This is a genomic window from Pyxidicoccus sp. M15 (genome assembly GCF_056858435.1).
On sequence record NZ_CM166495.1, the window covers coordinates 10065795 to 10089964 of the forward strand.

At 70.7% G+C, this 24170-nt stretch carries 13 protein-coding genes; 5 read left to right on the top strand and 8 right to left on the bottom strand.

The genetic code is table 11. The features are described from left to right. Positions 1-15: 15 nt before the first annotated feature. Positions 16-1083, top strand: coding sequence for a class I SAM-dependent methyltransferase (locus ACX9TP_RS37325; protein ID WP_482975427.1), 1068 nt, complete (start codon positions 16-18; stop codon positions 1081-1083). A gap of 25 nt (positions 1084-1108) precedes the next feature. On the opposite strand, the gene ACX9TP_RS37330 is transcribed toward ACX9TP_RS37325, so the two are convergent. Continuing rightward, entirely contained in the window at positions 1109-1696 is a 588-nt protein-coding gene (locus tag ACX9TP_RS37330) for a DUF2378 family protein (RefSeq protein ID WP_482975428.1), read from the bottom strand. Positions 1697-1842: 146 nt separating this feature from the next. Here ACX9TP_RS37330 and ACX9TP_RS37335 point away from each other — a divergent pair, with 146 nt between their 5' ends. Continuing rightward, positions 1843-4347, top strand: a complete 2505-nt coding sequence (locus ACX9TP_RS37335; RefSeq protein ID WP_482975429.1) for a glycogen/starch/alpha-glucan phosphorylase — start codon at positions 1843-1845, stop codon at positions 4345-4347. Positions 4348-4392: 45 nt separating this feature from the next. On the opposite strand, the gene ACX9TP_RS37340 is transcribed toward ACX9TP_RS37335, so the two are convergent. From ACX9TP_RS37340 to ACX9TP_RS37355, 4 genes are all read right to left on the bottom strand, one after another. After that, positions 4393-5550 (bottom strand): serine/threonine-protein kinase, encoded by a 1158-nt coding sequence (locus ACX9TP_RS37340; RefSeq protein ID WP_482975430.1) that lies wholly within the window; start codon positions 5548-5550, stop codon positions 4393-4395. A 176-nt stretch (positions 5551-5726) separates the two neighbouring features. Further along, the gene (locus ACX9TP_RS37345; protein ID WP_482975431.1) at positions 5727-7799 is read right to left on the bottom strand and encodes a serine/threonine protein kinase; all 2073 of its coding nucleotides are present in this window, start codon (positions 7797-7799) and stop codon (positions 5727-5729) included. Then, a complete protein-coding gene (locus ACX9TP_RS37350; protein ID WP_482975432.1) occupies positions 7796-8767 on the bottom strand; it encodes a DUF2381 family protein in 972 nt (323 codons plus the stop codon). Before ACX9TP_RS37350 ends, ACX9TP_RS37345 begins: the two co-directional genes overlap by 4 nt. A gap of 125 nt (positions 8768-8892) precedes the next feature. Next, on the bottom strand, positions 8893-9636 hold the full coding sequence (locus ACX9TP_RS37355) for a hypothetical protein (RefSeq protein WP_482975433.1): 744 nt from the start codon (positions 9634-9636) through the stop codon (positions 8893-8895). Between the two features lie 495 nt (positions 9637-10131). Between ACX9TP_RS37355 and ACX9TP_RS37360 the strand changes: the two genes are divergently transcribed. Both ACX9TP_RS37360 and ACX9TP_RS37365 read left to right on the top strand, forming a co-directional pair. Beyond that, a complete protein-coding gene (locus ACX9TP_RS37360) occupies positions 10132-11241 on the top strand; it encodes an esterase/lipase family protein (RefSeq protein ID WP_482975434.1) in 1110 nt (369 codons plus the stop codon). A gap of 18 nt (positions 11242-11259) precedes the next feature. Beyond that, positions 11260-12336 (top strand): hypothetical protein, encoded by a 1077-nt coding sequence (locus tag ACX9TP_RS37365; protein ID WP_482975435.1) that lies wholly within the window; start codon positions 11260-11262, stop codon positions 12334-12336. 63 nt (positions 12337-12399) lie between these two features. Here ACX9TP_RS37365 and ACX9TP_RS37370 read toward each other — a convergent pair whose 3' ends face one another. The 3 genes from ACX9TP_RS37370 to ACX9TP_RS37380 form a co-directional block, all read right to left on the bottom strand. Further along, complete coding sequence (locus ACX9TP_RS37370; RefSeq protein WP_482975436.1) at positions 12400-14355, bottom strand: M3 family metallopeptidase; 1956 nt, start codon at positions 14353-14355, stop codon at positions 12400-12402. A gap of 152 nt (positions 14356-14507) precedes the next feature. Further along, a complete protein-coding gene (locus tag ACX9TP_RS37375) occupies positions 14508-20081 on the bottom strand; it encodes a lamin tail domain-containing protein (RefSeq protein WP_482975437.1) in 5574 nt (1857 codons plus the stop codon). A gap of 168 nt (positions 20082-20249) precedes the next feature. Then, on the bottom strand, positions 20250-21050 hold the full coding sequence (locus tag ACX9TP_RS37380; protein ID WP_482975438.1) for an SDR family oxidoreductase: 801 nt from the start codon (positions 21048-21050) through the stop codon (positions 20250-20252). A gap of 116 nt (positions 21051-21166) precedes the next feature. On the opposite strand from ACX9TP_RS37380, the gene ACX9TP_RS37385 reads away from it, so the two are divergent. Continuing rightward, complete coding sequence (locus ACX9TP_RS37385; RefSeq protein WP_482975439.1) at positions 21167-23797, top strand: U32 family peptidase; 2631 nt, start codon at positions 21167-21169, stop codon at positions 23795-23797. The last annotated feature ends 373 nt before the right edge of the window (positions 23798-24170 follow it).

Sequence of the window (24170 nt, forward strand, 5' to 3'; positions counted from 1 at the left end):
CCCCGTAGGAGGCGTATGTCCTCCGTCGCCGACTTCATCGCGCTGTCGGAGCAGCTCCACACCGAGCTGCTCGGCCTGGACGAGGAGCTGTCGCACGGCCTGCCGGACCGGCTGTCGCGCTTTCCCAGGGATCCGGAGCAGCGCCGCGCCCTCCAGCATGAGCAGGCGGAGGCCCTGCGGCGCATCCTCCCGGTGCTCACCTCCCGCCTGGACGCGGCCTACGCGCGCCTGACGGCGCTGGACGCCCACATGTCCGACGAGGAGCGGGAGGCCGCGCTGGAGCACCACCGCGCGCGCGTGCAGCCCTTCTTCCTCCAGTGCCCCTTCATCCGCCGCTCCGCGGACAAGCCCCTGGGCTATCCCGGGGACTACCTGATGGTGGAGATGATCTTCAACGAGCAGGACGAGGGCGTCTCCACCTTCGCCCGCCTGCTGTCGCACTACGCGCTCCAGTGCGGCCCCGCCCGCGCGCACCGCGCCCGCCCGCCGTGGGTGCTCGGGCACCTGCGCCAGCATGAGCAGGAGGTGGGCCGCCCGCTGCGCGTGCTGTCCTTCGCCTGTGGGCCGGAGCACACGCTGCGCGAGTACGCCACCGCCGGGGCCTCGGGCCACTTCACGCTCTGCGACTTCGACCCGGCGCCCCTGGAGCACTGCCGCCGCCAGTTCCAGGTGCTCACCCGCCGCTCGGCGCCGCCCCCGCCCACCGTCGACTACGTGCAGCTGTCCACCTACCAGCTGCTGAAGCAGAAGGAAGTCGTGGAGCAGCTGCGCCACCCCGAGGGGCACGACGTGCTCGTGGTGGCCGGGCTGCTGGACTACCTCAAGGCCCCCGTCGCCGAGCGCTTCCTGGACCTGCTCGCGCCCCTGGTGGCGCCGGGCGGACGCGTGCTGCTGACCAACCTCCATGCCCCCAACCCGTGGCGGGCCTTCATGGAGTACGTGGGGGACTGGCGCGTGCTGCACCGCGAGCGGCAGGAGTTCCAGGCGCTGTGCGAGGGCCGCCCGGAGCGGCGCCTGTCCACGCTTGAGCTGACGAGCGACGCCTCGGACACCAACCTCTTCTGGGCCGGGCGGCGGGGCTGAAGCGGCCGGCAGCCCGCCGAAACGACTACCACCGCACCAGGAACTCCGAGTGGTCCAGCGCGCAGGCGGTGCCCTCCACCGTGCTCTGCACGCCCCCGCCCACCGCCAGCAGCGCGGCCCTCAGGCTGCCCTCGTGGAACAGCATGGGCTGCATGTCCCCGCGAAAGACAATCTTCACCCGCCGGCCCTCCATGGGCTCGCAGTCGTGGGAGCCGTAGCTGACCAGCGTCCGGTACACGGTGGGCGTGCTGGCGAAGGCGCGCTTCGGGTCTCCCCGGCCCACCAGCTTGGCCAGCGTGTTGCCCACGTGCGACTCGAAGAAGCCGCTGACGGTGGCCGCCCCGCAGGCACGAAAGGCGTCATCCACCGAACCGTAGTGCGGCTCCAGCACGTCCACCGCGGCGTAGAGCAGCTGGAGGAAGTCCGCCGCCGGGTAGGAGAAGAAGTCGATGGGCCTCTTCATCTTCACCGGGTCCGCCAGCCGGGCCACGGCCTCGCTGCCCGCCCGCTGGGACACGAGGGTGAGGATGGAGTTGAAGATGAAACCCCTCACGGTGTCGTCGGGGCGCGTCAGCGCGATCCGTTGGGCAAGTTCGCTCTTGTCGCTGGGCATCGAGGAGGGGCTCCAGGCTGAGGAGTGCAGGCCCGCTGACCTTGCAGGCGTCTTGTACCAGACTCGCGACACAGCAGTGGAGCCCATGGCTCCAATCGCGGTAAATGAAGGTCTTCCGGAGGACTCCCTACCCGATGGCTGAATCCATGAGGACGCAGACCCCTGTCACGCCCCCCCGCGCCGCGCAGGCGGGAACGAACGATGACAGCGGCCGCACCGGCAACGACGCGGCCAGCATGCGCCGCTCCTTCCTGGACCACGTCCGCTACTCGCGTGGCAAGAACTACGAGACCTCCACCCCGCATGACCGCTTCATGGCGCTGTCGCTCGCGGTGCGCGACAGGCTCGCGGACCGGTGGGTGAAGACGGCGCGCACCTACTACGAGCAGGACGTGAAGCGGGCGTACTACCTGTCCGCGGAGTACCTGCTGGGTCGAGCGCTGGGCAACAACCTGCTGAGCCTGGGCATGCACGACGCCGCCTCCGAGTGCATGCGCGAGGTAGGGGTGGACCTCACCAACCTGCTGGAGATGGAGCCCGACGCCGGCCTGGGCAACGGCGGCCTGGGGCGCCTCGCCGCGTGCTTCCTGGACTCGCTGGCCACGCTCGCCTACCCCGGCATGGGGTATGGCATCCGCTACGAGTTCGGCATCTTCACGCAGGACATCGTCGACGGCTACCAGGTGGAGCGCGCCGACGAGTGGCTCAAGTTCGGCAACCCGTGGGAAATCGTCCGGCCGGAGAAGGCGGTGCCGGTGCGCTTCTTCGGGCGCGTGGAGCACCACCAGGGCCCGGACGGCCGCCCCGTGGCCCGCTGGGTGGGTGGCAAGACGGTGGTGGGCGTCCCGTACGACACGCCCATCGCCGGCTACCACAACAACACCGTCAACACGCTGCGGCTGTGGCAGGCGCGCGCCTCGGAAGAGTTCGACCTGCTCCTGTTCAACGCCGGCGACTACGAGCGCTCGGTGGTGGAGAAGAACGACTCGGAGGTCATCTCCAAGGTCCTCTACCCCAACGACGCCTTCCAGGCCGGCAAGGAGCTGCGCCTCAAGCAGCAGTACTTCTTCGTCGCCTGCTCCATCGCGGACATCGTCCGGCGCTACCTGAAGAACCACACGGACTTCAGGGACTTCCCCAACAAGGCGGCCATCCAGCTCAATGACACGCACCCGGCCATCGGCGTGGCGGAGCTGATGCGCGTGCTGGTGGACGAGAAGCGGCTGCTCTGGGACGAGGCGTGGGGAATCACGCAGGCGGTGTTCGGCTACACCAACCACACGCTGCTGGCCGAGGCGATGGAGAAGTGGCCGGCCACGCTCTTCGAGCGGCTGCTGCCGCGCCACCTGGAAATCATCTACGAAATCAACCAGCGCTTCCTGCGCCAGGTGCAGATCCGCTACCCGTATGACCAGGAGAAGATGCGGCGGATGAGCCTGGTGGAGGAGGGCCCGGAGAAGAAGATCCGCATGGCCCACCTCGCGGTGGTGGGCAGCCACAGCGTCAACGGCGTGGCCGCGCTGCACACGGACCTGTTGCGCCGGGACGTGCTGACGGACTTCGCCGCCATGTACCCGGAGCGCTTCAACAACAAGACCAACGGCGTCACCCCGCGCCGCTGGCTGGCCTGGTGCAACCCGCGCCTGTCCAAGCTGATCACCTCGCGCATCGGCGAGGGCTGGGCCACGGACCTGGACCAGCTGCGTAAGCTGGAGCCGCACGCGGAGGACCCGGCGTTCCGCAAGGCCTTCCGCGACGTGAAGCGCGCCAACAAGGAAGACCTGTCCCAGCACATCCGGGACTTGCGCTGGGTGCAGCTCAACCCGGACGCCATCTTCGACGTGCAGATCAAGCGCCTGCACGAGTACAAGCGGCAGCTGCTCAATGCCATCCACATCGTGGCGCTGTGGATGAAGGCCCGGAGAGACCCGTCCTCCATCATCCACCCGCGGGCGTTCATCTTCGGCGCCAAGGCGGCGCCGGGCTACCACCTGGCGAAGCTGACCATCCGCCTCATCAACGGCATCGCCGAGGTGGTCAACAGCGACGCGGGCACCACGGGGCTCCAGGTCGTCTTCGCGCCCAACTACCGGGTGAGCCTGGCCGAGCGCATCATCCCGGCGGCGGACGTGTCCGAGCAGATTTCCACCGCGGGCATGGAGGCATCCGGCACGGGCAACATGAAGCTGATGCTCAACGGCGCGCTGACGCTGGGCACGCTGGACGGCGCCAACGTGGAGATTCGCGACGCGGTGGGCGACGAGAACTTCTTCCTCTTCGGCCTCACGGCGGACGAGGTCATCGCCCGCAAGCGCGAGGGCTACCGCCCCCGTGACGTGTACAACCAGCACCTGGAGCTGCGCGAGGCGCTGGACCTCATCTCCACGGGCTTTTTCTCGCCCGAGGACAAGCATCTCTTCAAGCCGCTGGTGGACAGCCTCCTCGACGAGGACCGCTACCTCGTGCTCGCCGACTTCCCGTCGTACATGGCGAAGCAGGAGGACGTGGTCCGCGCCTACCAGGACGTCGAGGGCTGGTCGAAGAAGTGCATCATCAACGTCGCCCGCGGCGGCATCTTCTCCTCGGACCGCACCATCAAGCAGTACGCCGAGGAGATCTGGCACATCCAGAAGACGCCCGTGGAGCTGTAGTTGTGAAGCGCGGGCCGGCGGTGACGCCGGCCGCCGCGCGAGGGCTCAAGGTCCGGTGCTGACCTCATCCGGGGCGAAAGCGTCGCGAAGGTCGCCCCGCAGCTCGGAGTCGACGAGCCTCCGTCCCGCGCCCGACAGGGCCCGCCGTATGTCCTCCGCCGCCTCCGCGTTCGAGTAGGGGCCCTGCTTCACCTGCAGCGCGCGCAGGTCGGCCACCAGCGCGTCCGCGGTAGGGAGGCGCTCCCCGGGGTCGGCGCGCAGCAGCGCGTGGAGGAGGCCTCGCAGCGGAGGCGACAGCTCCCGGGCCAGACGCTCGACGTCCTCAGGCTGGAAGGTGGCTGCTTGGAGGGCCACGTGCGTGGAGCCCTCCAGCGACAGCCCCGCGGACGTGGCCGCCGTCAGTGCCCGGGTGATGCGCGCCCGCTCCCGCCGCTTCAGCCGCTTCCGCAGCCGGGCCTCCAGCACGTCGGGACGGTTGTAGAGGTTGCGGCCCGTGGCCAGCTCCAGCAGCACCGCCCCCAATGAGAAGAGGTCCGCGCGCGCATCCATGTCCTCCAGGAAGAGGGCCTCGGGCGCGGCGAAGAAGAGCGCGCCGCGAGACTGGGGAGCGGTGGTGGCTTTCCGCTCCGGCAGCCGGGACCAGGCGAGGCCGAAGTCCGTCAGCTTCACCGCGCCGTCCGCGCGCACGCGCACGCGACCCGGGTGGAGGTCCCGGTGGATGATGCCCAGCGGCACGCCCCGCTCATCCACGCACGCATGGGCGTAAGCGAGCGCCTCGGCCACCTGGAGGCCCACGTGCACCAGGAAGGGCTCCGGGAGCGCGCGTCCCCGGGCCAGCGTCACCGTCACCAGGTCGTCCAGCGACAGGCCGGGCACGTGCTCCAGCTCCACGAACAGCGCGCCGGGAGGGGTGTGCAGGCCGTACACCCGGGCAAGGGCCGGGTGCCGCAGGTAGGCAGCCAGCCGGACCGACTCCTCCAGGCGTCGCCGCGCCCGCACCACCTCTGGGGAAAACGCGCCGTCCTCCGGGAGGGCCAGACACTTGAGCAGGCGCGGCTCATGCGTTGAGCCCCGGGAGCGCCGCGCCAGCAGCAGGCTCACGCCATGCGCGTCCTCCCCCAGGTCCTTCACTCTCCGCCAGGTGATGTTGCCCTCGCGGAAGAGGACGTCGCCCCCGGCTCCAGGGTCCTTCGTTCCAGCCATGACGTGCGGGCTCCTTGTCACCCGCGCGGCATTCATCCGCGTCCGGGTGCCATGGAGACTACCCAGGGGGGAGGTGGAAACGGAACGACCTGGAGCGTCCCATGCATCCACTTTCGCCTCCTCTCGCCAATGCGCGCGTTTTGGCAAGAGGCTTTACAGCGGCAGCCGTGGTCCGCTCAGGGGAAGACATCCACCACCTTGAAGAACATGGCATGTCCGAGAGCGGGGGCGTCCGGCGTGGACTCGGGATGCTTGAGACAGCCCCGCTCGTCGCACAGCACCAGGCAGACGGGATAGCGCCGGCCGTTGGGCAGCTCCAGCGCAGTGTAGCGTCCGATGATGGTTTCTCCCCGCGTCCACAAGCGCCCCTCGATGAGGGTGTCGTCTGGAAGAAAGGTGCTTTCGAACACCCGGCTGACGATGTCGCCGTCGCGCACGAACAGCGGGGAACCTGCGCTGCCTGGCTTGTCCTCGCGCACGTAGATGCTGACTTGCCGTCCCTGGTTCAGGCGGAGTTTCCGCATGGCCTCGAGCGACCCATCGGGGCAGGGGGTGCCGGGCGAAGGGCGAACCTGGGGGCCGGAGCAGGCCAGGGTGGCCGCGGCGCCGCAGGCCACCGCGCCACGCTTGAGGGTAGAGACAAGGCCCTTCGCACGGGCTGGAGGGGCGGAAGGAGTGGGCATGGGTTGCTCCTGGGATGGAGATGGCGATGAAGAAGCGCGGGCCGCCTTCGCGTCGACAGAATGCGGGGGCCCGGCAAGGGGCGCCACTTTGAGGCCAGCCGCATCCTCTGCGCTGGAGGCGGACGGAGCCCCGGAGCGCTCCAGCACCAGCGCGCCCGCCAGCCCCACCACCGTCAGCACCATCATGACCCACCCCCCACGAAGTGCCCTGGTCCCCCACCGGGCGGAGAGGGACCTCGGCACCGCCACCGGCTCCGCCAATCGGGCCGCGCTGGATGATGCCTCCCGTTCGCCAGGCACAGGTGTTGGCGACATCCCATGCGCCAGGCGGGACATCTCGAGCGGAGTCGCCTCCGGCGGTCGCGCTTCAGGCTCCACCAGCGGACCCGGCGGCTCGAAAGGGCGCTTTTCGCCAGCCCCACGTTCCACTTCCTCGGCTTCCGGCGCAGCCAGCACCTGGGGATGGCGCCGCCGCAACCAGCGCTCGGCGGCCTTGTCCGCCAGCATGTCGGGCCGGTGCATCCTGTCCCTGAGCAGGGCGGCCTCATGGCCGGGCGCCAGCGGCCCCCATTCGCCACCCCCGGCGGTGGTGCGGGAGTGGCGACCAGGACCGGCGTACCACTCGAAAAGGCGCGCGTCCCACGCCTCGTCCGCCCCCTCCAGCACCCGGCGCACCTCCGCGGCAAGCGTGGCCATGCGCCCCAGGCGAACCTCGGGCCGGGGCGCCAGCAGCCACATGACGAGGGACGCCAGCACTTCGGGCACGCGCGGGTTGAGGTGAACCAGCGGGCGAGGCGCCAGCGCCGCCAGTCCGTCGGCGGCTTCCAGCCCGACCAGCTCCAGTGGTGGGTACTCGTCGGTCAGCAACCGGTAGAAGGTGACGCCCACCGCGTAGGCCTCGTCCGCCTCCGTGTACGGGTAGCGCCCGCCCCCTCCGCGCAACGCGCGCGTGCGCCAGCTCAGCACCTGGGGGCTGTAGTACGGCGGCGTGCCCGGAGGCATGCGCGCGGTACAGGTCAGGGCGGTGGCCTCCGGGTGCATGCCCGCGCCCCAGTCCAGCACCACCACGTGCCCGTCCGGGCGCACCACCACATTGCCCCCCTTGAAGTCGCGGTGCAGCACCCCCTCTGCGTGCGCGGCCTCCAACGCCTCGGCAACCTGGAGCAACAGCCCTGCTACCTGACGCGCGGTGGGATTGCGCAGCGAGGCCCAGCGGTACAGGCCCTCGCCATGAACGTACTCCAGCACCAGGTATGGATAGTCCGCCCCCCGCGCCTCCCACCGTCCCACCTCCACCAACCGAACCACCCCCGGGTGACAGACCCGCTGCAGCGCCTCTGCTTCCCGTCCGAAGCCCACGTCCTCCGGCATCTGCGCCAGCTTCAGCGCATACAAGGTCCCGGTACTCACGTCCGCCTCGCGCACCGCGTACACGGTCCCGAAGCCGCCCTGCCCCACCTTCCGCACCACCCGCCAGCGCCCGACCTGCGTACCTTCTGGCAGCGCCAGGGGTGACAGCACCCAGGCGGGCTCGCGCGCCCCCTCGCCGCGGCTGACGCCATTCATGGGTCCGCCCTCTCACCACGAGGGGCATGGGGAGCGTCCGCCACGGGCGGCTGCAGTTCGAGCCGCTCCCACCGGAGGCCACGGCCGCTTGCGTCTGCCACCTCCAGTTGTACCGCGGCGGAGGGAGCGTCAAGCGGCTCCTCCCACTGCACCGCCACCCAGGCGGCCCCTCCGGGCGCCAGCCGCTCCGAATCCATGATGACGGGGAGCGACCGCGCTTCCTGCAGCGGCTGGCCCCGCGCGTCCAGCCGCACCAGCCGCGCCGGACCCGCTATCCACGGAGCCTCACCGGCTGGGTTCTCCAGCCGCGCGCCCACCATGACCGTGCCACGCGTATGGAAGACGGTGACCTTCCGCTGCGTGACACCCAACTCCAAAGGCAGCGCTCTGGGACGATAGGCCTTCACGCCGTCCTCGGGGTCCATCTCCCCGGAGACGAAGAGGCCGGCCAGCCCCGCCCGGGCGCAGCGTGCCCGCAGGGGCGCCAGCCCCGCCTCCGTGGCGGCGCAGAGCCCGCGCAGCTTCACCAGCTCGGCGGCCAACCGCGCTTTCGACTCGGAGCCGCGCCGCACCTCCACCTGGGTGTCCACCACGCCCGGCTCGGACGTCAGCGTGAACTCCATCTGTTGAGGCGACTCGCCGTCCGCGAAGCGGACCGTGAGCTTCAGTGGCGCGTCGGGGTCCAGTTCCTCCGCCGGCCTGAGCACCAGAGAGCGCTCCGTCACCTCGGCGCGCTCGAATGTCTGGAGCGCCCGGGTGTCCACGGAACCGCGGAGCAATGGTGGCTCGAAGAGGACCAGGGTCGCCATGCCCGGCGCCAGCCTGAGCACATGCGCGGTCTGCTTCTCATCCCCTTTCAGGATGATGACCTGCTCCATCTTCCGACGCCCGCCCGCGAACTCCTGCCCGTGCGCCGCCGCACCCACGAGCACCGCCCACACCACCACCACCGAAGAAGGTAGGGACATCCAGGGTCAACCTCCAGCGTTGGACGCTACCAGAGGCACCTGACACGTGGGAGTCCTCGGCGACCGCGTTCTCACGCTCCCGCCGCCCTTCCTTCAGACCCTGCTCTTCGGTGGCGGAAGATGTCTCAATGAACCAGGGGACCGCCCTCTCCGCTGGTGCCACCGCGTCCCGGCCAGGGCGCCACGTCACTCCTCCACAGGCCCTTCGCCGCGGCTTCCTCCATCAGCCGCTGGCCCAGCGCTTCCGCCATCTCCAGCACCGGGCCGCAGACCTCGTCAGCCCACAGCGCATCCCATTCGCCCTCGCGGGCGCGAAGCCCCGCGGGCGTGAGCACGGTGATGCGGCACCGCGCGCCTTCGGGTGGAGCGGGCCTCGAGCCGCTCGTGGGGCGCGTGGCCTCCACCAGCGGCCGGCACACGCCCAGGCACTGCCGCACGAGGTCCACCATGACGGGTGAAGGCTGGGTGAAGCCGCTGAAGTCTCCCCTCATGTCCAGCAACCGCGCGCTGCCATCCCAATAGGCGGACAGTATCTCCGGGGAGCCCCGACGCGCGTGCTCGACGACGAGCCCCAGGACGCGCACGGCGACCTCCGGCGCGGGCGGCTGCCCCAGCTGACGCAGGTAGTTCCAGAACTGGAAGCAGGAGCGAGCGTCGTGTCCCTCATCGTCCAACAGGCGGCTCAGTTCCTCGATGGCGCGCTCACGCTGCCCCTGCGCCACCCATGCGGCCACGTTCGCCAGGCGCCTCCACAGCGAGCCGACGTCCGCCCCCAGCGCCTCCTGTTGGAGGACGAAGCGCGCCACGCCCTCCAGCGACTCGTCCGCGAACAACAGCTCTCGCAGCGGTGCATGCGTGTCTCGTGGCACGCGCGGCGGACCGCCCACATCCTCCTTCGCAGGCGGTTTCGATGGCTTTCGCTTAAACCAACTTCTCCAGTTCATCGCTCACCCGGCAGGCCCCGTATCACGCTACGACGCGGTCCGGTCGCATGCGACTCACGCTTGCGCCGGTCCCAGATGTCCCCCGCTGCTCACGCCTTCGCGGCCGGGGCGGAGCGCGCTCTCCGCAGACAATGCCGCCGTGGACGGCGAGGGCACCGCTGGCAGTAGAGACCGGCCCCTCCTCCTCCCCGAGCCCCGGCCGACAACGCAGTGCACAATCACCCTCTAGTGCGAGCCCTCCGTTTCTCGACGCACAGCGCCATGACCCAACACGCCGCGCCATATTGACTGGCGAATCAATCGCGGGCACTAACACTCCCGGTGTTCCGGGTTCGCCTTCCTGTTCTGGAAGGCCGGGACACGCCTGGGATTGTTCCGTCCGCAGTGCGCAGTGCTTCGTCCCCCCTTGCAGGAGTCCGTATGAAGCAGCAGCGCCCGTTGTTCCTGGCCGTCCTGGCCCTCCTTGGGTTGTCCCTCCCGGCTTCGGCCGCGGCCGAGCGAACCACCTACCCCGTCGTCTTCGCCCATGGCCTGGGCGGCTTCGACGACATCCTCGGCTATGATTACTGGGGCGACGACTACGGCACCTTCGTCGGAGACCCGTGCAACGAGTTCCTCGAGGTGAGCTGCAACGGCGACATCGACAGCGGGCAGCAGTCCTTCGTCGCCGCTGTGCAGCCGCTCCAGAGTTCGGATGTCCGCGGCCTGGACCTGGCCAACGACATCGAGAGCTACATGGCCACGAAGGGCGTCCGGCACGTCAGCCTCGTGGGCCACTCGCAGGGCGGCATCGACGCGCGCAAGGCCGCGCGTGTGCTGCGCGAGCGCAAGGGCTACGCGGTGGTGAAGGTGCTCCTGAGCATCTCCTCGCCGCACCGGGGCTCGCCGGTGGCCAAGTTCATCCTCGACCTGGGCCCCGGCGTCACCAGCGTCATCGACGCGCTGTTCCGCATCTACGGCGACGTCGTCTACGGGCCGGGCAATGACGGCTACGCGGCCACCAAGGCGCTCGTCTACAACGACTATGACGCCAACGACGGCAAGGCGACGGGCGCGAAGCTCTTCAACCAGAACTACCCGGTCAGCGCGTCGTACGCGTCCCACTACGCGTCCATCATGACGGCCCAGTCCGGCATCAACGTGAATCCCGCGCTGTACCTGCTGCGCGGTTTCTTCTTCGACATCGACGGGGACGGCTACTGCGTCGACGACTGTGAGAATGACGGCGCGGCGGGCAGGGGCGACGGCTGGAAGTCGGAGGATGACGACGACGGCCTGGTGGGCATCAACTCGCAGCAGATGGGCTACCGGCTGCGCTACAACGACCAACTGTTCGTGCTCAACTCGCTCAGCATCGACTCCGCGCTGGGCTACGTCTCCAACATCAACGCGCCCAGCTCGCTCCAGATGACGTCCTCGTCGTCGCTCATCAACCAGGACCACCTGGACGTCATCGGCCTGGGGCCGGACACGTTCGACGAGATGGAGTTCTACGCGGCCATCTTCAACTACGTCGCGAAGAACGACTAGCCACACACGAGGGACGGGATGCGCACGCGGACGAAGGTGATGCTGGGCGGTGCGGTGGCGGTGCTCGGACTGCTTGCTGGCGTGGGGCTGCTCGCGCCGGGCAAGGCGGCCGTGGGACCGGCGCCGGAGCGTCCCGCCTCTCCGGACCTCCGCCCGCGGGCGGCCCTCCCCTCCCCCTCGCCGCTGGCCACCACCGCCAGCGGCGCCTCCGGGGCCGCGCCCGCCGCGTCCCCACAGGAGGCCGGCGACGCGGAGCTGGAGGCGCTCGTCACCACCATGCGCGAGCGCTACGGCGCGCGGCTGGACGAGCCGTCCGTGCAGCTGCGCATGCTGGAAGACCTGATGCGCTTCTTCCAGAAGCGCAACCCCGACGGCTGGCGCGAGGAGCTGCTGGCCTTCCTGAAGAAGGCCTTCCCCGAGCGGTACGACGAGCTGGCCGCCCTGCTCCGCAACCGCGAGGACTACGAGAAGTGGGTGAAGGACAATGACGCGTACCTGCGCGGGCTCGGCGAGAAGGAGCGCCGTGCCGCCGTCTGGGACGCGCGCAACCGGCTCTTCGGCAAGGACGTCGCGGAGCGCCTGTGGGCCGCCGAGCTGAAGAACCAGGCCCTCGCGGACACACTGCGCTCGCTCGACGCGCTGGAGGGCGCCACCGTCACGCAGAAGCTGTCCTCGTACAAGCAGGCGCTCAAGGAGACCCACGGCGTGGCGGCCGACGCGTACCTCGCACGGCACCAGCAGGAGCTGATGAACCGCTTCCTGGACCTGTCCTCCATCCAGCGGGACCTGACGCAGATGGCCCCCGCGGAGCGCTCGCAGAACCTGCGCGCCATCCGCAAGGAGATGGGGCTGGACGAGGAGGCGCTGCAGCGCTGGGACGCGCTGGACCAGTCCCGCGACACGCGCTGGGACGCGGGCGCCCGGTACATGGAGGAGCGCGCGGCGCTGGCGAAGGAGCTGTCCGGCGAGGCGCTGGAGACGCGCCTCCAGGAGGCGCGCACGCGCTACTTCGGAACCGAGGCGGACATCATCGCCCAGGAGGAGGGGGGAGGCTTCTTCCGCTTCGAGCGCCCCCGGGTGTGGGGACGCAACTGACGCGGAGCCGCGCACGACAGGCGGACAGCGGCCGCCCCATGCGCGTGCGGCGCCCGCCCCCGCTCAGGCCGCCTTGTTGAGCCACGCCTCGTATGCGCGGAAGTCGTAGTCGCGCCCGAGGAAGCCGTGCACCAGCCGCGCGGCGTCGTCCGAGCCCCCCGGCTCCAGCACCTCGCGGCGGTACGCCTGCGCGGGCGCGGGGTCCAGCATCCCCTTCTGCTGGAACACCGTGAAGAGGTCCTTCGCGATGACCATCGACCACATGTACGTGTAGTAGTTGGACGAGTACCCGTCGAGGTGCCCGAAGGAGAGGTGGAAGTACGTGCCCTCCACATACGGGAAGGGCGTGTACTTCCCCTGCAGCTCACGGACGAGCGAGGTGGCGTCCACGCTCCCGGGCTCGCGCCGGTACAGCTCCAGGCTGAGCGCGGCGTAGAACATCTGCTGGCGCACCCACAGCCCCTTGCCGAACTCCTCCGCGCGGCGCATGCGCGCGACGATGTCCGCGGGAATCGGCTCGCCCGTCTGGTAGTGCCGGGCGAACGTCTGCAGGCACGCGGTGTCGCGCGCCCACTCCTCCAGCATCTGCGAGGGGGCCTCCACGAAGTCCCACTCCGTGCGCACGCCGGACACGCCCGCCCAGCGCGTGTGGCCGCCGAAGATGTGGTGCAGGAGGTGGCCGAACTCGTGGAAGAAGGTCTCCACGTCGCTGTGCTGGAGCAGCGCCGCTTCCGCGCCGGGCCGGGGGAAGTTGCACAGGAGCACGCCCTCCGGCAGCCGGAGCCCCGTCTTGCCGCTGGTGAGCGTGAACTGGGCCGCGTGCTTGTACTTGTCCTCGCGCGGGTGCATGTCCAGGTAGAAGCGCCCGCGCAGCGTGGCGCCCTCGTAGACGTCGTAGGCCTCCACGTCCGGGTGCCACACCGGCGCGCCCGGCACGTGGCGGTAGGTGACGCCGAACAGGCGCGCCGTGAGGTTGAGCACGCCCTGCTTCACGCGCGTGTACTCGTAATAGGGGCGCACCGCCTGCGAGTCGAACGCGTACTGCTCGGCGCGGACGCGGTCCTCCAGGAACGCCTGGTCCCACGGGTCCACGCGAGGGGCGTCGGGCACGTCGCGGCGCTTGCGCGCGAGCAGCATGTCGTAGTCGCGCTTCATGCGCGCGGCGGAGGCGGCGGAAATCTTCTCGATGAAGTCCGCGGCGGCCTGCTCGTCGCGAATCATCTTGTCCTCGGTGGAGTAGGCCGCCCAGTTGCGGTAGCCCAGCAGCGAGGCCAGCTCGTGGCGGCGGGCCACCATGCGCTGGAGCACGTCCACGTTGGCGGGATGGCCGCGCAGGCGGAACAGGCGCCACATCGTCTCGCGGGCCTTCGAGTCCCGCGAGTACGTCATGAAGGGGACGATGTCCGGGTAGTCCGTGGTGATGCGCACCTGGCCGTCCGGCCCGGGCGGGTGGGCGCGCACGTAGTCGTCGGGCAGCCCCTCCAGGGCGGACGGAGGCAGAGCCTCGGTGCGGGTGTCCTGGCGGATGTTGCGGCTGAACTCCTGGCCGATGCGGACCAGCTCCTCCTGCAGCTCCTTCACGCGGGCGCGGGTGGCGGCGTCGCGGTCCACGCCAGCGCGGCGGAACTCGCGCAGCACCTTCTCCATCCACTTGCGCGTGGGGGCGTCCTCGGCGGACAGGTCCAGCGAGGCGAGCACGTCGTAGACGCCCCGGTCCATGCGGATGTCGTTGCTGAGCGTCTCGAGCGCCTGCTCGGCCGCCTCGCCGGCCTCGCGCATGGCGCCGTCCGGGTGGGCGTGGCGGGCGACGGAAGCGCGCGCGCTGGCGTCGTCGAGCGCGGCCATCGCCTCGTCGTACACCTCCAGCACCTCCCGCACGGCGTAGGGGGGCTTGAAGTCCTTGAGGCGGGCGATGCCGGCACGGGCCGCGGCGATGGCTTCCTCTCCGGAGCGGCGGAACTCGGCCGGCGGGCAGGTAATGAGGCGGGCGGCGTCGGGGACGAGCGTCTCGGCGGGCACTGTCTTCTCCTGAACCTGGTGACAGGAAGGGTGGGCGCCAAAGGTAATGCGGGCGCCCCGGCATGGCAGCAGCCTTCCGTGCCGGAAAAAGCAGGAGGCCGCCCCGGCGTGTGCCGGGTGCGGCCTCCTGGACGACTCAACGGTTCAGTGGGCTACGGGGTGTAGATTTCGATGGGACTCGAGGAGTTCTGCGGCTGACGCACGGCGCGGGTGACGAAGTCCTGGGAGTTGTTGTCCGTGTCGGTGCCGTTGCCGAAGCTCGCGTGGGCACCATTGACGGCCATGGTGGCCGAGGTGGAGCTGGACAGCGCCTTGCGCTCGAGGCTGCCGCCGACGGCCGGGTGGGACGGAGCCGCCGTGCCCTCCGGGCTGTTGCCGGTGCCCCAACCCACCTTGTCCACCGCCACGTCCGTGGTGCTGTTGGTGAGCCCCGGACCGATGCGCACGTGGCCACCCGCCGTGGTGGAAGCGGACATGTCGAAGGAGTACGACAGGTCCGCCGCCTGGCTGCCGGTGTAGTTGGCGCCCGCGAGGAGGAAGTAGCCACGGGCCTTGATGACCCTGCCGGCGGGGATGGGGATGGTGCTGGCATAGACACTGCCGGTGGCGGACTTGTACTGCACCACCCAGCTGCCGATGTTCACGTCGCTGTTGGTCGGGTTGTAGAGCTCGATGAACTCGTCCGTCGCGGCGGTGCCGGTGCCGTTGCCCCCGCTGATTTCGCTGATGACCACGTGATTGGTCAGCGGCGGCGGCGGCCCGGCCACCGTCACCGTGCCGTACTGCGGCGTGCCGCCCGACACGACGCCGTTCTGGTCGCAGTACACCCAGTCCTGCGCGCCCGCCGGCCCCTGCGTGAAGCGGTAGCGGAAGCCGTACAGGTAGCTGCCGGCCGTGCCGATGTTCAGCGTGCCCACCGTCTCGTCGTTGTTGGCGCCGGACGTGCTGTAGGACGCGTTGAACGGCGCGGGCACCCACGTCCAGCCTTCCGGAGCGTTGGCGTCCGTGCCGTAGCCCAGCTCGGCGACGATGAACGGGAAGTGGTCATTGCCGTTCTGGTTCCGGTTGGAGATCTGGTCGTCGTAGAACTGGCTGTAGATGGTCTGCGGCGTGTTCGTCTGGATGGGCGTGCCAATCGTCTTCGGGAACTGGATGGCGCAGTAGTCCACCGGCGGGTTGATGGCCACGGCGCACGTCTCGTTGGGCTGGCCCGGGGTGCCCCGGTCCCCGCCCGCGAGCGCCGCGCTGGAGTCACACCAGTACCAGCTGTACTGGTGCGCCGCCGTCCCCACCACCACCGAGGACAGGTTCATGGAGCGGCCCGTCGTCTGGGGGAACGACGGCGTGTACACGAGGTCGTCCACCACCACGGAGGGCCCCTGCTGCAGCGTGAGGCGCCCCGAGCTGCCGATGGCGAAGGTGCCGCCGGCGAAGCTGTACTGCGCCGGCACGCCGCCGTTGGTGGCCTCGTCCGTGTTGCTCGCCGCGACGAACGTCCCGTGGCCGCGGACAATCGTGGGCCGGTCGCCCGGCGCCTGCACCGCGAAGCTCTCCACGCCGCCCGCGCCGTTGTCGTAGGTGACGAGCAGGTTGGTGATGTTGCGCAGCCCGTCCACGGTGCTGGTCAGCTCCAGGTACTCGGCGGTGCCGGCGCTCGGCGTGTGCATCACCTCGCTGATGGCCAGCTCGCCCGCGGCCGGCGGCGGCGCCGCGGCGCACGCGCCCTCGAAGCAGACGGCGTCCTGGCCGGTGCAGAGGGCCTGGGAGGGCGTGTCCACGCACCGGGGCGCGTCGTTCTGCACCTCGCACGCGCTCGTGTACGTCACGAGGCTCAGGTTGTCCGGCCCGCACTCCGGCGCGCGCGGCGGGCAGACGACGTCGGCGCAGGGGCCGGGGACGTCGACCGAGGCCAGCACCAGCGTGCTGGCATTGCCCGCGCTGTCGACGACGCGCAGGCCGAAGTACCAGGTCCGCTCCTGCGTCGGGAGCTGGACGCTGGCCTCCTCCGCCGAGCCGTTCGGCAGCGGCGGGGTGGTGGACAGCTGGGGCGCGCTGCCGAAGTTGCTCTCGTCGATGGGGTCCGGGCTGAAGCGCAGCTCGTAGTGGTGGGCGAGGCCGTCGGTGCCGTCGTCGCCCGTGGCCTGCCACGACAGGTGGGCCACGCGGTCCTCATCCAGCGTCGCGGAGAACGCGGGCGCGGGCGCGGGCGCCAGGTCGTCGGTGATGACGACCTCCGTGTCCGTCCCGGAAACGCTCGGGTCCTCCGTGTCCATGACGAGGCGGAACGTCCCCTCCTCGCTCACCGTGAGGTTGGTGAAGGTGGCCACGCCGTCCACCGGCGCCACCGTCGTCGTGCCGCCCAGGGCTCCCATGGGCGCGCCCATCAGCTGCACCGTCACCGTCGGCATGGTGACGAGCGGGGTGTTGCCGTACGCGTCCCTCAGGGCCACGCGCAGCTGCGAGAGCGGCTGGCGCACGGAGCCCGTCGTGGGCGCGTCGAGCACCGCGAGCCGATCCGCCTGCGCCGCCTCCACCGTGACGTCGCTCGTCCCGGACACGTTGAGCGCGGCGTCCCGGAAGGTCACCGTCCGCGGCCCGGCCGTCCTGAAGATGACCGGGAGCGTGTGCTGGCCGCGGTCCGCGGGGGAGAACGTATAGGAGGGCTCCGGCAGCACCGCGTTCGGGTCCGTGGTGGTGATGTCCACCGTGCCCGTGTAGTCCGTCTTCACGTTGCCGGCGCCGTCGTACGCGGTGACGGTGAAGAGGTTGCCCTGGCCCGCGACCACGGACCCCGGCAGGCGCTCCACGCGCAGCTGCGCGAGCACGCCGGGCCGCACGGTGACGCGCTCGAAGGTCTGGAGGATTGAATCCGCCACGTCCCGGGCCAGGAAGGCGCTGTTCCCCACGGTGGCGAACGTCACGTTGACGGTGTGCCGGCCACCGTCCGCCTCGGTGAACGTGTAGTTCCCGGGCACGGTGGCCTGCTCATCATTCAGCACCTGGAAGCCCACCGTGCCCCGGTAGCCCGAGGCCTGGTTCTCGAATGCGTCGAACAGCGTCACCGTCGCCGTCACGGGCTCGCCCGCGGCCGGCTCGGTGGTGGACAGCGCGAGCCGCAGCTGGGTGGCGGCGGCCGGAGCCACGCGCGTGCTCGCCGAGACGCTCAGCCCCGAGCCGCCCTGCTCCGTCACGGTGACGGTGCGCGGGCCCGCGGTGCGCAGGGTGACGGAGAACGCGTGCTGGCCGGCGTCGCGCGCGGGGACGAAGGTGAAGTCCTCCGGGAGCACCGCCTGCGCGTCGTTCGACGTGAAGCGCACCGTGCCGGCGTAGCCCGTGACGATGTTGCCGAAGCGGTCCCTCGCGCTGAAGGCGAGCGGGTGCGACGCGCCCGCCGTCACGTCCTCGGCCAGACCGCTCAGCACGAAGTGGTCCGCCGCGTCGCTGGTCACCTCCACCGCGAGCGTGGCGGTGAGCGGGCTGGCCATCAGCTCCGTCGCCGTCACGCTCTGGGGGCCCGAGGTGCGCAGCGCCACGTTCCCGAAGACGTGGCGGCCCTGGTCACCCGAGGTGAACGTGTAGTCGCCCGGCAGTGCCGCCTGGGCGTCCGTCGACGTGAAGTGCACCGTGCGCGTGTAGCCGGTGGCCACGTTGCCGTGCGTGTCATACGCGGTGAGCTCCAGGCTGCCCTCGGCGCCCGCCGTGACGGGGCTCACGAGACCGGTGAGGGTGAGGCGGATGGCCTCGGCCGCATCAACAGTGAACGGGGCGCTCTGCACCGTCAGCGCGTTGGCGGTGGCCGTGAAGCGGTGCGTGTCCGCCTTCTTCAACACCACGCCGGTGAAGGCCGCCACGCCGTCGACGGGGGCCACCGTCACGGACTCGAAGCCGGGCTCGCTCGTCAGCGTCAGCGTCACCGGGGTGGTGGCGGTGCGGACGACGGCGCCATTCACATCCAGCAGGGCGACGCGGAACTCACCCAGCGCCTGGCCCGCGATGCTGTTGGGAGGTTGCACGGTGAAGGCCAGCTGCGTGACCTCCGGGTCCTGCGTGGCCACCATCAAGCTGTCGGAGCGCGCGGAGTTGCCGCGGTTGTCCGTCACCCGCAGCGCCACGTGGTACGTCTGGCTGGGGGACAGGTCGGCCAGGGTCGCCGACTCGGTAGTGCCCGCCGCGGCCGGAGCGCCGACACCCGCCACCGGGGTGGCCGCATCGAACAGGGCATCGCTGGTGATGGCGCTCGTCGAGTAGCGCAGCTCCTGCGACGTCGCACGGCCCTCGGTGCCATCGTCACCCACGGCGAGCCACGTCACGGTGGCGCTCGTCGGCGTGGACGTACCCGCGGCGAGAGACGGCCTCGCGGGGGCGAAGTCATCCACCACTTCGATGGTGTCACTGGTGGTGGACGTGATCCCCTGCGCGGAGGCGAGGAGCTTGAAGTTGCCCTCCTCGTTCAGCCGCAGGTTCGAGAAGGTGGCCACGCCGTCCACCGGGGCGGCCTCGAGGACGCCACCGAGCCCGGTGCCGTTCTCCGCCAGCCCCATCGTCACCAGGGGCGCGCCGACGGCCGCGTGGTTGCCGTACGCGTCCTGGAGCGACACCGTCACCGGGGACAGCGCCGTGCGCACGGAGGCGCGGACCTGCGTCCGGATGAGGACGAGCGCGGCGGCCTCACCGGCGACCACGCCCACGTCATGGCTGGACGTCAGCGCCGCCAGCGTCCCGTCCTGGATGGTGAGGTGCTGGGCGCCCGCGCGCTTCAGGGTGATGCCCGTGAAGGTGAAGCGGCCCCCGTCCGTCGCCGTGAAGGCGTGGGCGGCGGGCAGCGTGGCGGTGAAGTCCGATGAGGTCACCGCCAGCGTGCCGACGTAGCCGGTGGCCACGTTGCCGAAGGCGTCGTGCAGCGTCACCTGCGCGCTCTGCGCGGCGCCCGCGGTGGCCACGGCCGGCAGGCCCGTGACTTCCAGCGAGGCGGCCTCGGCCGGAGCGACGGCGAAGGTGGGGCTGGTGGCGCCCTCCAGGCCCGCGGCCTCCACCTTCAACTGGTAGCCGGCGCCCGCCTTCTTCAGCACCACCTCCGTGAAGCGCACCACGCCGTCCACCGCGTGCGCCTTCAGCGTGCCCTCCAGGGCGGCGCCGCCCGGGCCCGCGGCCAGCGACAGCGTCACCTCGTCGGTGGCGCTCGTCACGGTGCGGCCCTTCGCGTCCTTCAGCGTCACCTCCAGCGCACCAATGGGCGCGCCGGCCGTGGCCGTCAGCGCGGTGGCGGAGAAGGCCAGCTGCGAGGGACGCGGGGCGACGAAGGCGATGACGGGGCGCGTGCCGAGCACCACCGCGCCGCCCTCGGCCTCCACGGAAGCCGTCACCGTCTTCGAGCCCGCGCCGGTGGACACCACGGACGCCGTCGTCTTGCCCTCGGCGTCCGTCTTCGCCGCCGGCTGCGTCACGGTGTTGCCGTCGCCGGACACCTCCACGCGCACCGTGCGCCCTTCCATGGGCGCGCCGTCCTTCTGCTTCACGGTGATGGTGACGGTGACGCGGTCCTCGCCGTCGGCGAGCACCTGCGCGGCACGGCTCACCTCCACCCGCGAGAGCGCCGCGTCGGGCAGCGGCTTCGGCGTCGGGTTGGGCTGCGGTTCGGTGCCACCACCACCACAGCCCAGGGCCACACCCAGGCACAGCACGCTCAACCCGACAAGTCGGGTCAGCGGGGAGGACAGACGGGACATGGATGTCTCCGGAAGCGAGCGGACCCCGCGCGAAAATCCCCCCGCGCGGGGTTGCATCGCCTTCTATCAGACATTCCCCTCCCAAAAGTAGTGCCTGACGGCAAACTTGCAGCACCAATATAAATTCACGGTGCCGTGAGCGCCCTGTCACCCAGTCGTGGCGCGGGGTTACATGAGGGCGGCCATGAGGGCGCCGCCGCCCAGCAGGGACTGGCCCCCGTCGCAGACCATGATGGAACCCGTGATGTAGGACGCCGCGTCGGACGCGAGGAAGAGCGCGAGCCGGGCGATGTCCTCCTTCTTGCCGAAGCGCTGCAGGGGCAGGGCCTGGATGATCTTGTTCTTCCCCTCCTCGCTGGGGGCGAGGCGGCGCATGCCCTCGGTGTCGTCGATGGGGCCGGGGGTAATCGCGTTGACGCGCACGCCGGAGCCGCCCCATTCGATGGCCAGCACGCGGGTGAGCATGTCCACGCCGGCCTTGGCGGCGCACACGTGGGCCTGCATGGCCATGGGCAGGTAGGCCTGGGGCGCGGAGATGTTGATGAGACAGGCGCCGGGCTTGCGCAGGTGGTCGAAGGCGGCGCGGCTGATGTTGAAGGTGCCCAGCACGTCGATGTCCATCACCGCCTTGAAGCCGTTGGAGGACATGCCCAGCGCGGGCGCGGGGAAGTTGCCGGCGGCGCCGCACACGACGATGTCCAGCTCGCCGTACGCGTCGCGCACCGTCTGGAGCGCCTTCTCCACGGCGGCGTAGTCGCGCACGTCGGCGGCCACGCCCATGGCGGTGCCGTGGGCCTGGAGGCCCTTCACCGCGCCCTCCAGCTTCTCCACGTTGCGGCCGTTGATGGCCACCTTCGCGCCCGCCTTCACGAAGGCCTCGGCGATGCCGAGGTTGATGCCACTGCTGCCGCCGGAAATGAACGCCACCTTGCCCGCGAGCAGCCCGTCCCGGAACACGCCATCAGCCATTGACTCGTCTCCTGTGGAAGCAACCAGGCGGCGACTTGAACAGAACCTGCCGCACCGCGCCATGGACTTCGCGTACCGGACGGCAGGGGCTGGGGTGCTGTGTTAGAGGACGCGACATGACCCGTCGCCGTCCTGAAATCCTCGCCCCCGCGGGGGACCTCGACTCGATGAAGGCCGCGCTGGCCAGTGGCGCGGACGCCGTCTACTTCGGGCTGGACGAGGGCTTCAACGCCCGCGCCCGGGCGGAGAACTTCTCGCTCGCCACCCTGCCCCAGACGCTGGCGCTCGTGCACCGCGCCGGGGCGCGGGCGTACCTGACGCTGAACACGCTGGTGTTCGAGCCGGAGCTGCCCGTGGTGGAGGACATCCTGCGCCGGGTGGCCGCGGCGGGCGTGGACGCGCTCATCGTCCAGGACCCGGCGGTGGCGCTGGTGGCACGCGCGGTGTGTCCCCAGATGGAGGTGCATGCCTCCACGCAGATGACGATTTCGAGCGCGGAGGGCGCGCGCTTCGCCCGGGGCCTGGGCGCCACGCGGGTGGTGGTGCCGCGCGAACTGTCGGTGGTGGAGATTCGCAGGCTGGCGTCGGAGACGGACATCGAGCTGGAGGTCTTCATCCACGGCGCGCTGTGCATGTCGTGGAGCGGCCAGTGCCTCACCAGCGAGGCGTGGGGTGGGCGCTCCGCCAACCGCGGGCAGTGCGCGCAGTCCTGCCGGCTGCCGTATGACCTGGTGGTGGATGGCCAGACGCGCGAGCTGGGGGACGTGCAGTACCTGCTGAGCCCCAAGGACCTCGCGGGTGTGATGGCGGTGCCCCGGCTCGTGGACATCGGCGTGCACTCGCTGAAGATTGAAGGGCGGCAGAAGGGGCCGCAGTACGTGGCCACGGCGGTGCAGGGCTACCGGCGCTGGGTGGACGGCGTGGCGGAGGGGAAGCCGGACGCGGGCGCGCTGAAGAAGGACCTCGCGGACATGACGCTGTCGTACAGCCGGGGCTTCTCGCACGGCTTCTTCGCGGGCTCGGACCACCAGACGCTGGTGGAGGGGCGCTTCCCCAAGCACCGCGGCGCGTACCTGGGCCGGGTGGAGTCGGTGCACGGGCGCGACGTGCGCGTGGTGGATGACGCGGAGGGGCGCCCGTGGACGGGCGGCCTGGGGCAGGAGGAGCAGGAGCGCCCGGACGCGCCGCAGGGCAAGGTGTCCTCGCCGCTGGAGGGCGACGCGCCGGTGGCGGCGGAATTGTCCCCACGTCCCGGCATGGGCGTGGTGTTCGACGCGGGCCACCCGGAGGACAAGCACGAGCCCGGAGGGCCGCTGTTCCGCGTGGAGCGCAAGGGGCGCGGCTGGGTGCTGGGCTTCGGCAACCCGGGGCCCGATTTGGCGCGCGTGGCACCGGGCCAGCGCGTCTGGATTACGAGCGACCCCGCCCTGGCGAAGCGCACGGAGGAATTGCTGGCGCAGGGCGAGCCGGAAGGGCGCGTACCGCTGGAGCTGGTGGTGTCCGGCACGGCCGGGGCGCCGCTGGCGGTGTCGGGGAAGGCACGCGGCGGGCACGCGTGCTCGGTGTCGAGCGAGGTGATGCTGGCGGAGGCGCGCGGTGGCGGCCTGGACGCGGCGCTCTTGAAGGACAAGCTGGCGGCGCTGGGCGGGACGCCGTTCCACCTGGCCGGACTGGACACGGCGGGGCTGGCGCCGGGACTGCACCTGCCGGTGTCGGAGCTGAAGGCGCTGCGGCGCAGGCTGGTGGCGGAGCTGTCGGAGGCGGTGGCGCGCGGGCCGGTGCGCACGGTGCAGGAGGGCTCCACGCTGGAGGGCCTGCGCACGTCCCTGCGCGAGCGCGTCGTGGCGGCGCCCGTGCCCGAGGGCGCGAGGCTGTTGCCGCTGTGCCGGACGGACGAGCAGCTGGAGGCCGTCATCGCCGCGGGGCTGCCCGAGGTGGAGCTGGACTGGATGGAGCTGGTGGGCCTGCAGCGCGCGGTGGAGCGGGCACGCGCGGCGGGTCTGAAGGTGACCATTGCGACGGTGCGCGTGCAGAAGCCGGGCGAGGAGGGCTACGACGCGCGCATCCAGAAGCTGAAGCCGGACGCGGTGCTGGTGCGGCACTGGGGCGCGATGATGCACTTCCTGGAGCGGCCTCCCGCGCCCGGGGAGCCGCGCCCGGCGCTGCACGGGGACTTCTCGCTCAACGTCACCAACTCGGTGACGGCGCTGCACCTGCTCGGGCTGGGGTTGGACTCGCTGACCTTCGCGCACGACTTGGACGCGGTGCAGCTGGAGGCCATGCTGGAGCACCTGCCGGCGGAGCGCTTCGCGGTGACGGTGCACCACCACATCGCGACGTTCCACACGGAGCACTGCGTGTATTCACACACGCTGTCTCACGGGCGGGACTACCGCAGCTGCGGGCGGCCGTGTGAGCAGCACCGCGTCTCACTGAGAGACCACAAGGGGCTGGAGCACCCGGTGGTGGTGGACGTGGGGTGCCGCAACACGGTGTTCAACGCGCAGGCGCAGAGCGCGGCGTCGCTGGTGCCCCGGCTGCTGGAGCGCGGCGTGCGGCGCTACCGGGTGGAGTTCGTCCGCGAGTCGCGCGAGGAGGCCACGCGCGTGCTGTCCGCGTACCAGGACCTGCTCGCGGGCCGCATCGGGCCGGCGGAGGCCGTGCGCCGCGCGGCCGTGCACGAGCAGTTCGGCGTGACGAAGGGCACCATGAAGGTGCTCAACCCCACGTTCACCGTGCAGCGCTGAAGCACCGGGCCACGCGCGAGGAGCGCGGCCCGCGGGCCGCGCCCGGCGCGGAGGGCCCGGAAGGGCTCGATACATGTTTTCCCGTATCGAGCTTGCCTGTATGTACGGGCAAGCCCTCGTTCAGTACAAGCCATTGCGCAAGACGGGACATGGCGTCAGTGCCCGGAGGGCCCATGAGCTCCAACGACGGCTGAATCCCTGTCTGGCTTCATGCTGACTGTCCGTTCCGGAGCGAGGCCCTCGAACATCCACCTGTCTGGCAATTGGCTGTCCATGTCTCCACGTGGGCATGGCGCATCCCCATTGCCCGGGTTCAAAGACAACCTCCTCGCGTATCTCCAGACGGCGTCCGCTGACACCTCGCGACCTTGAG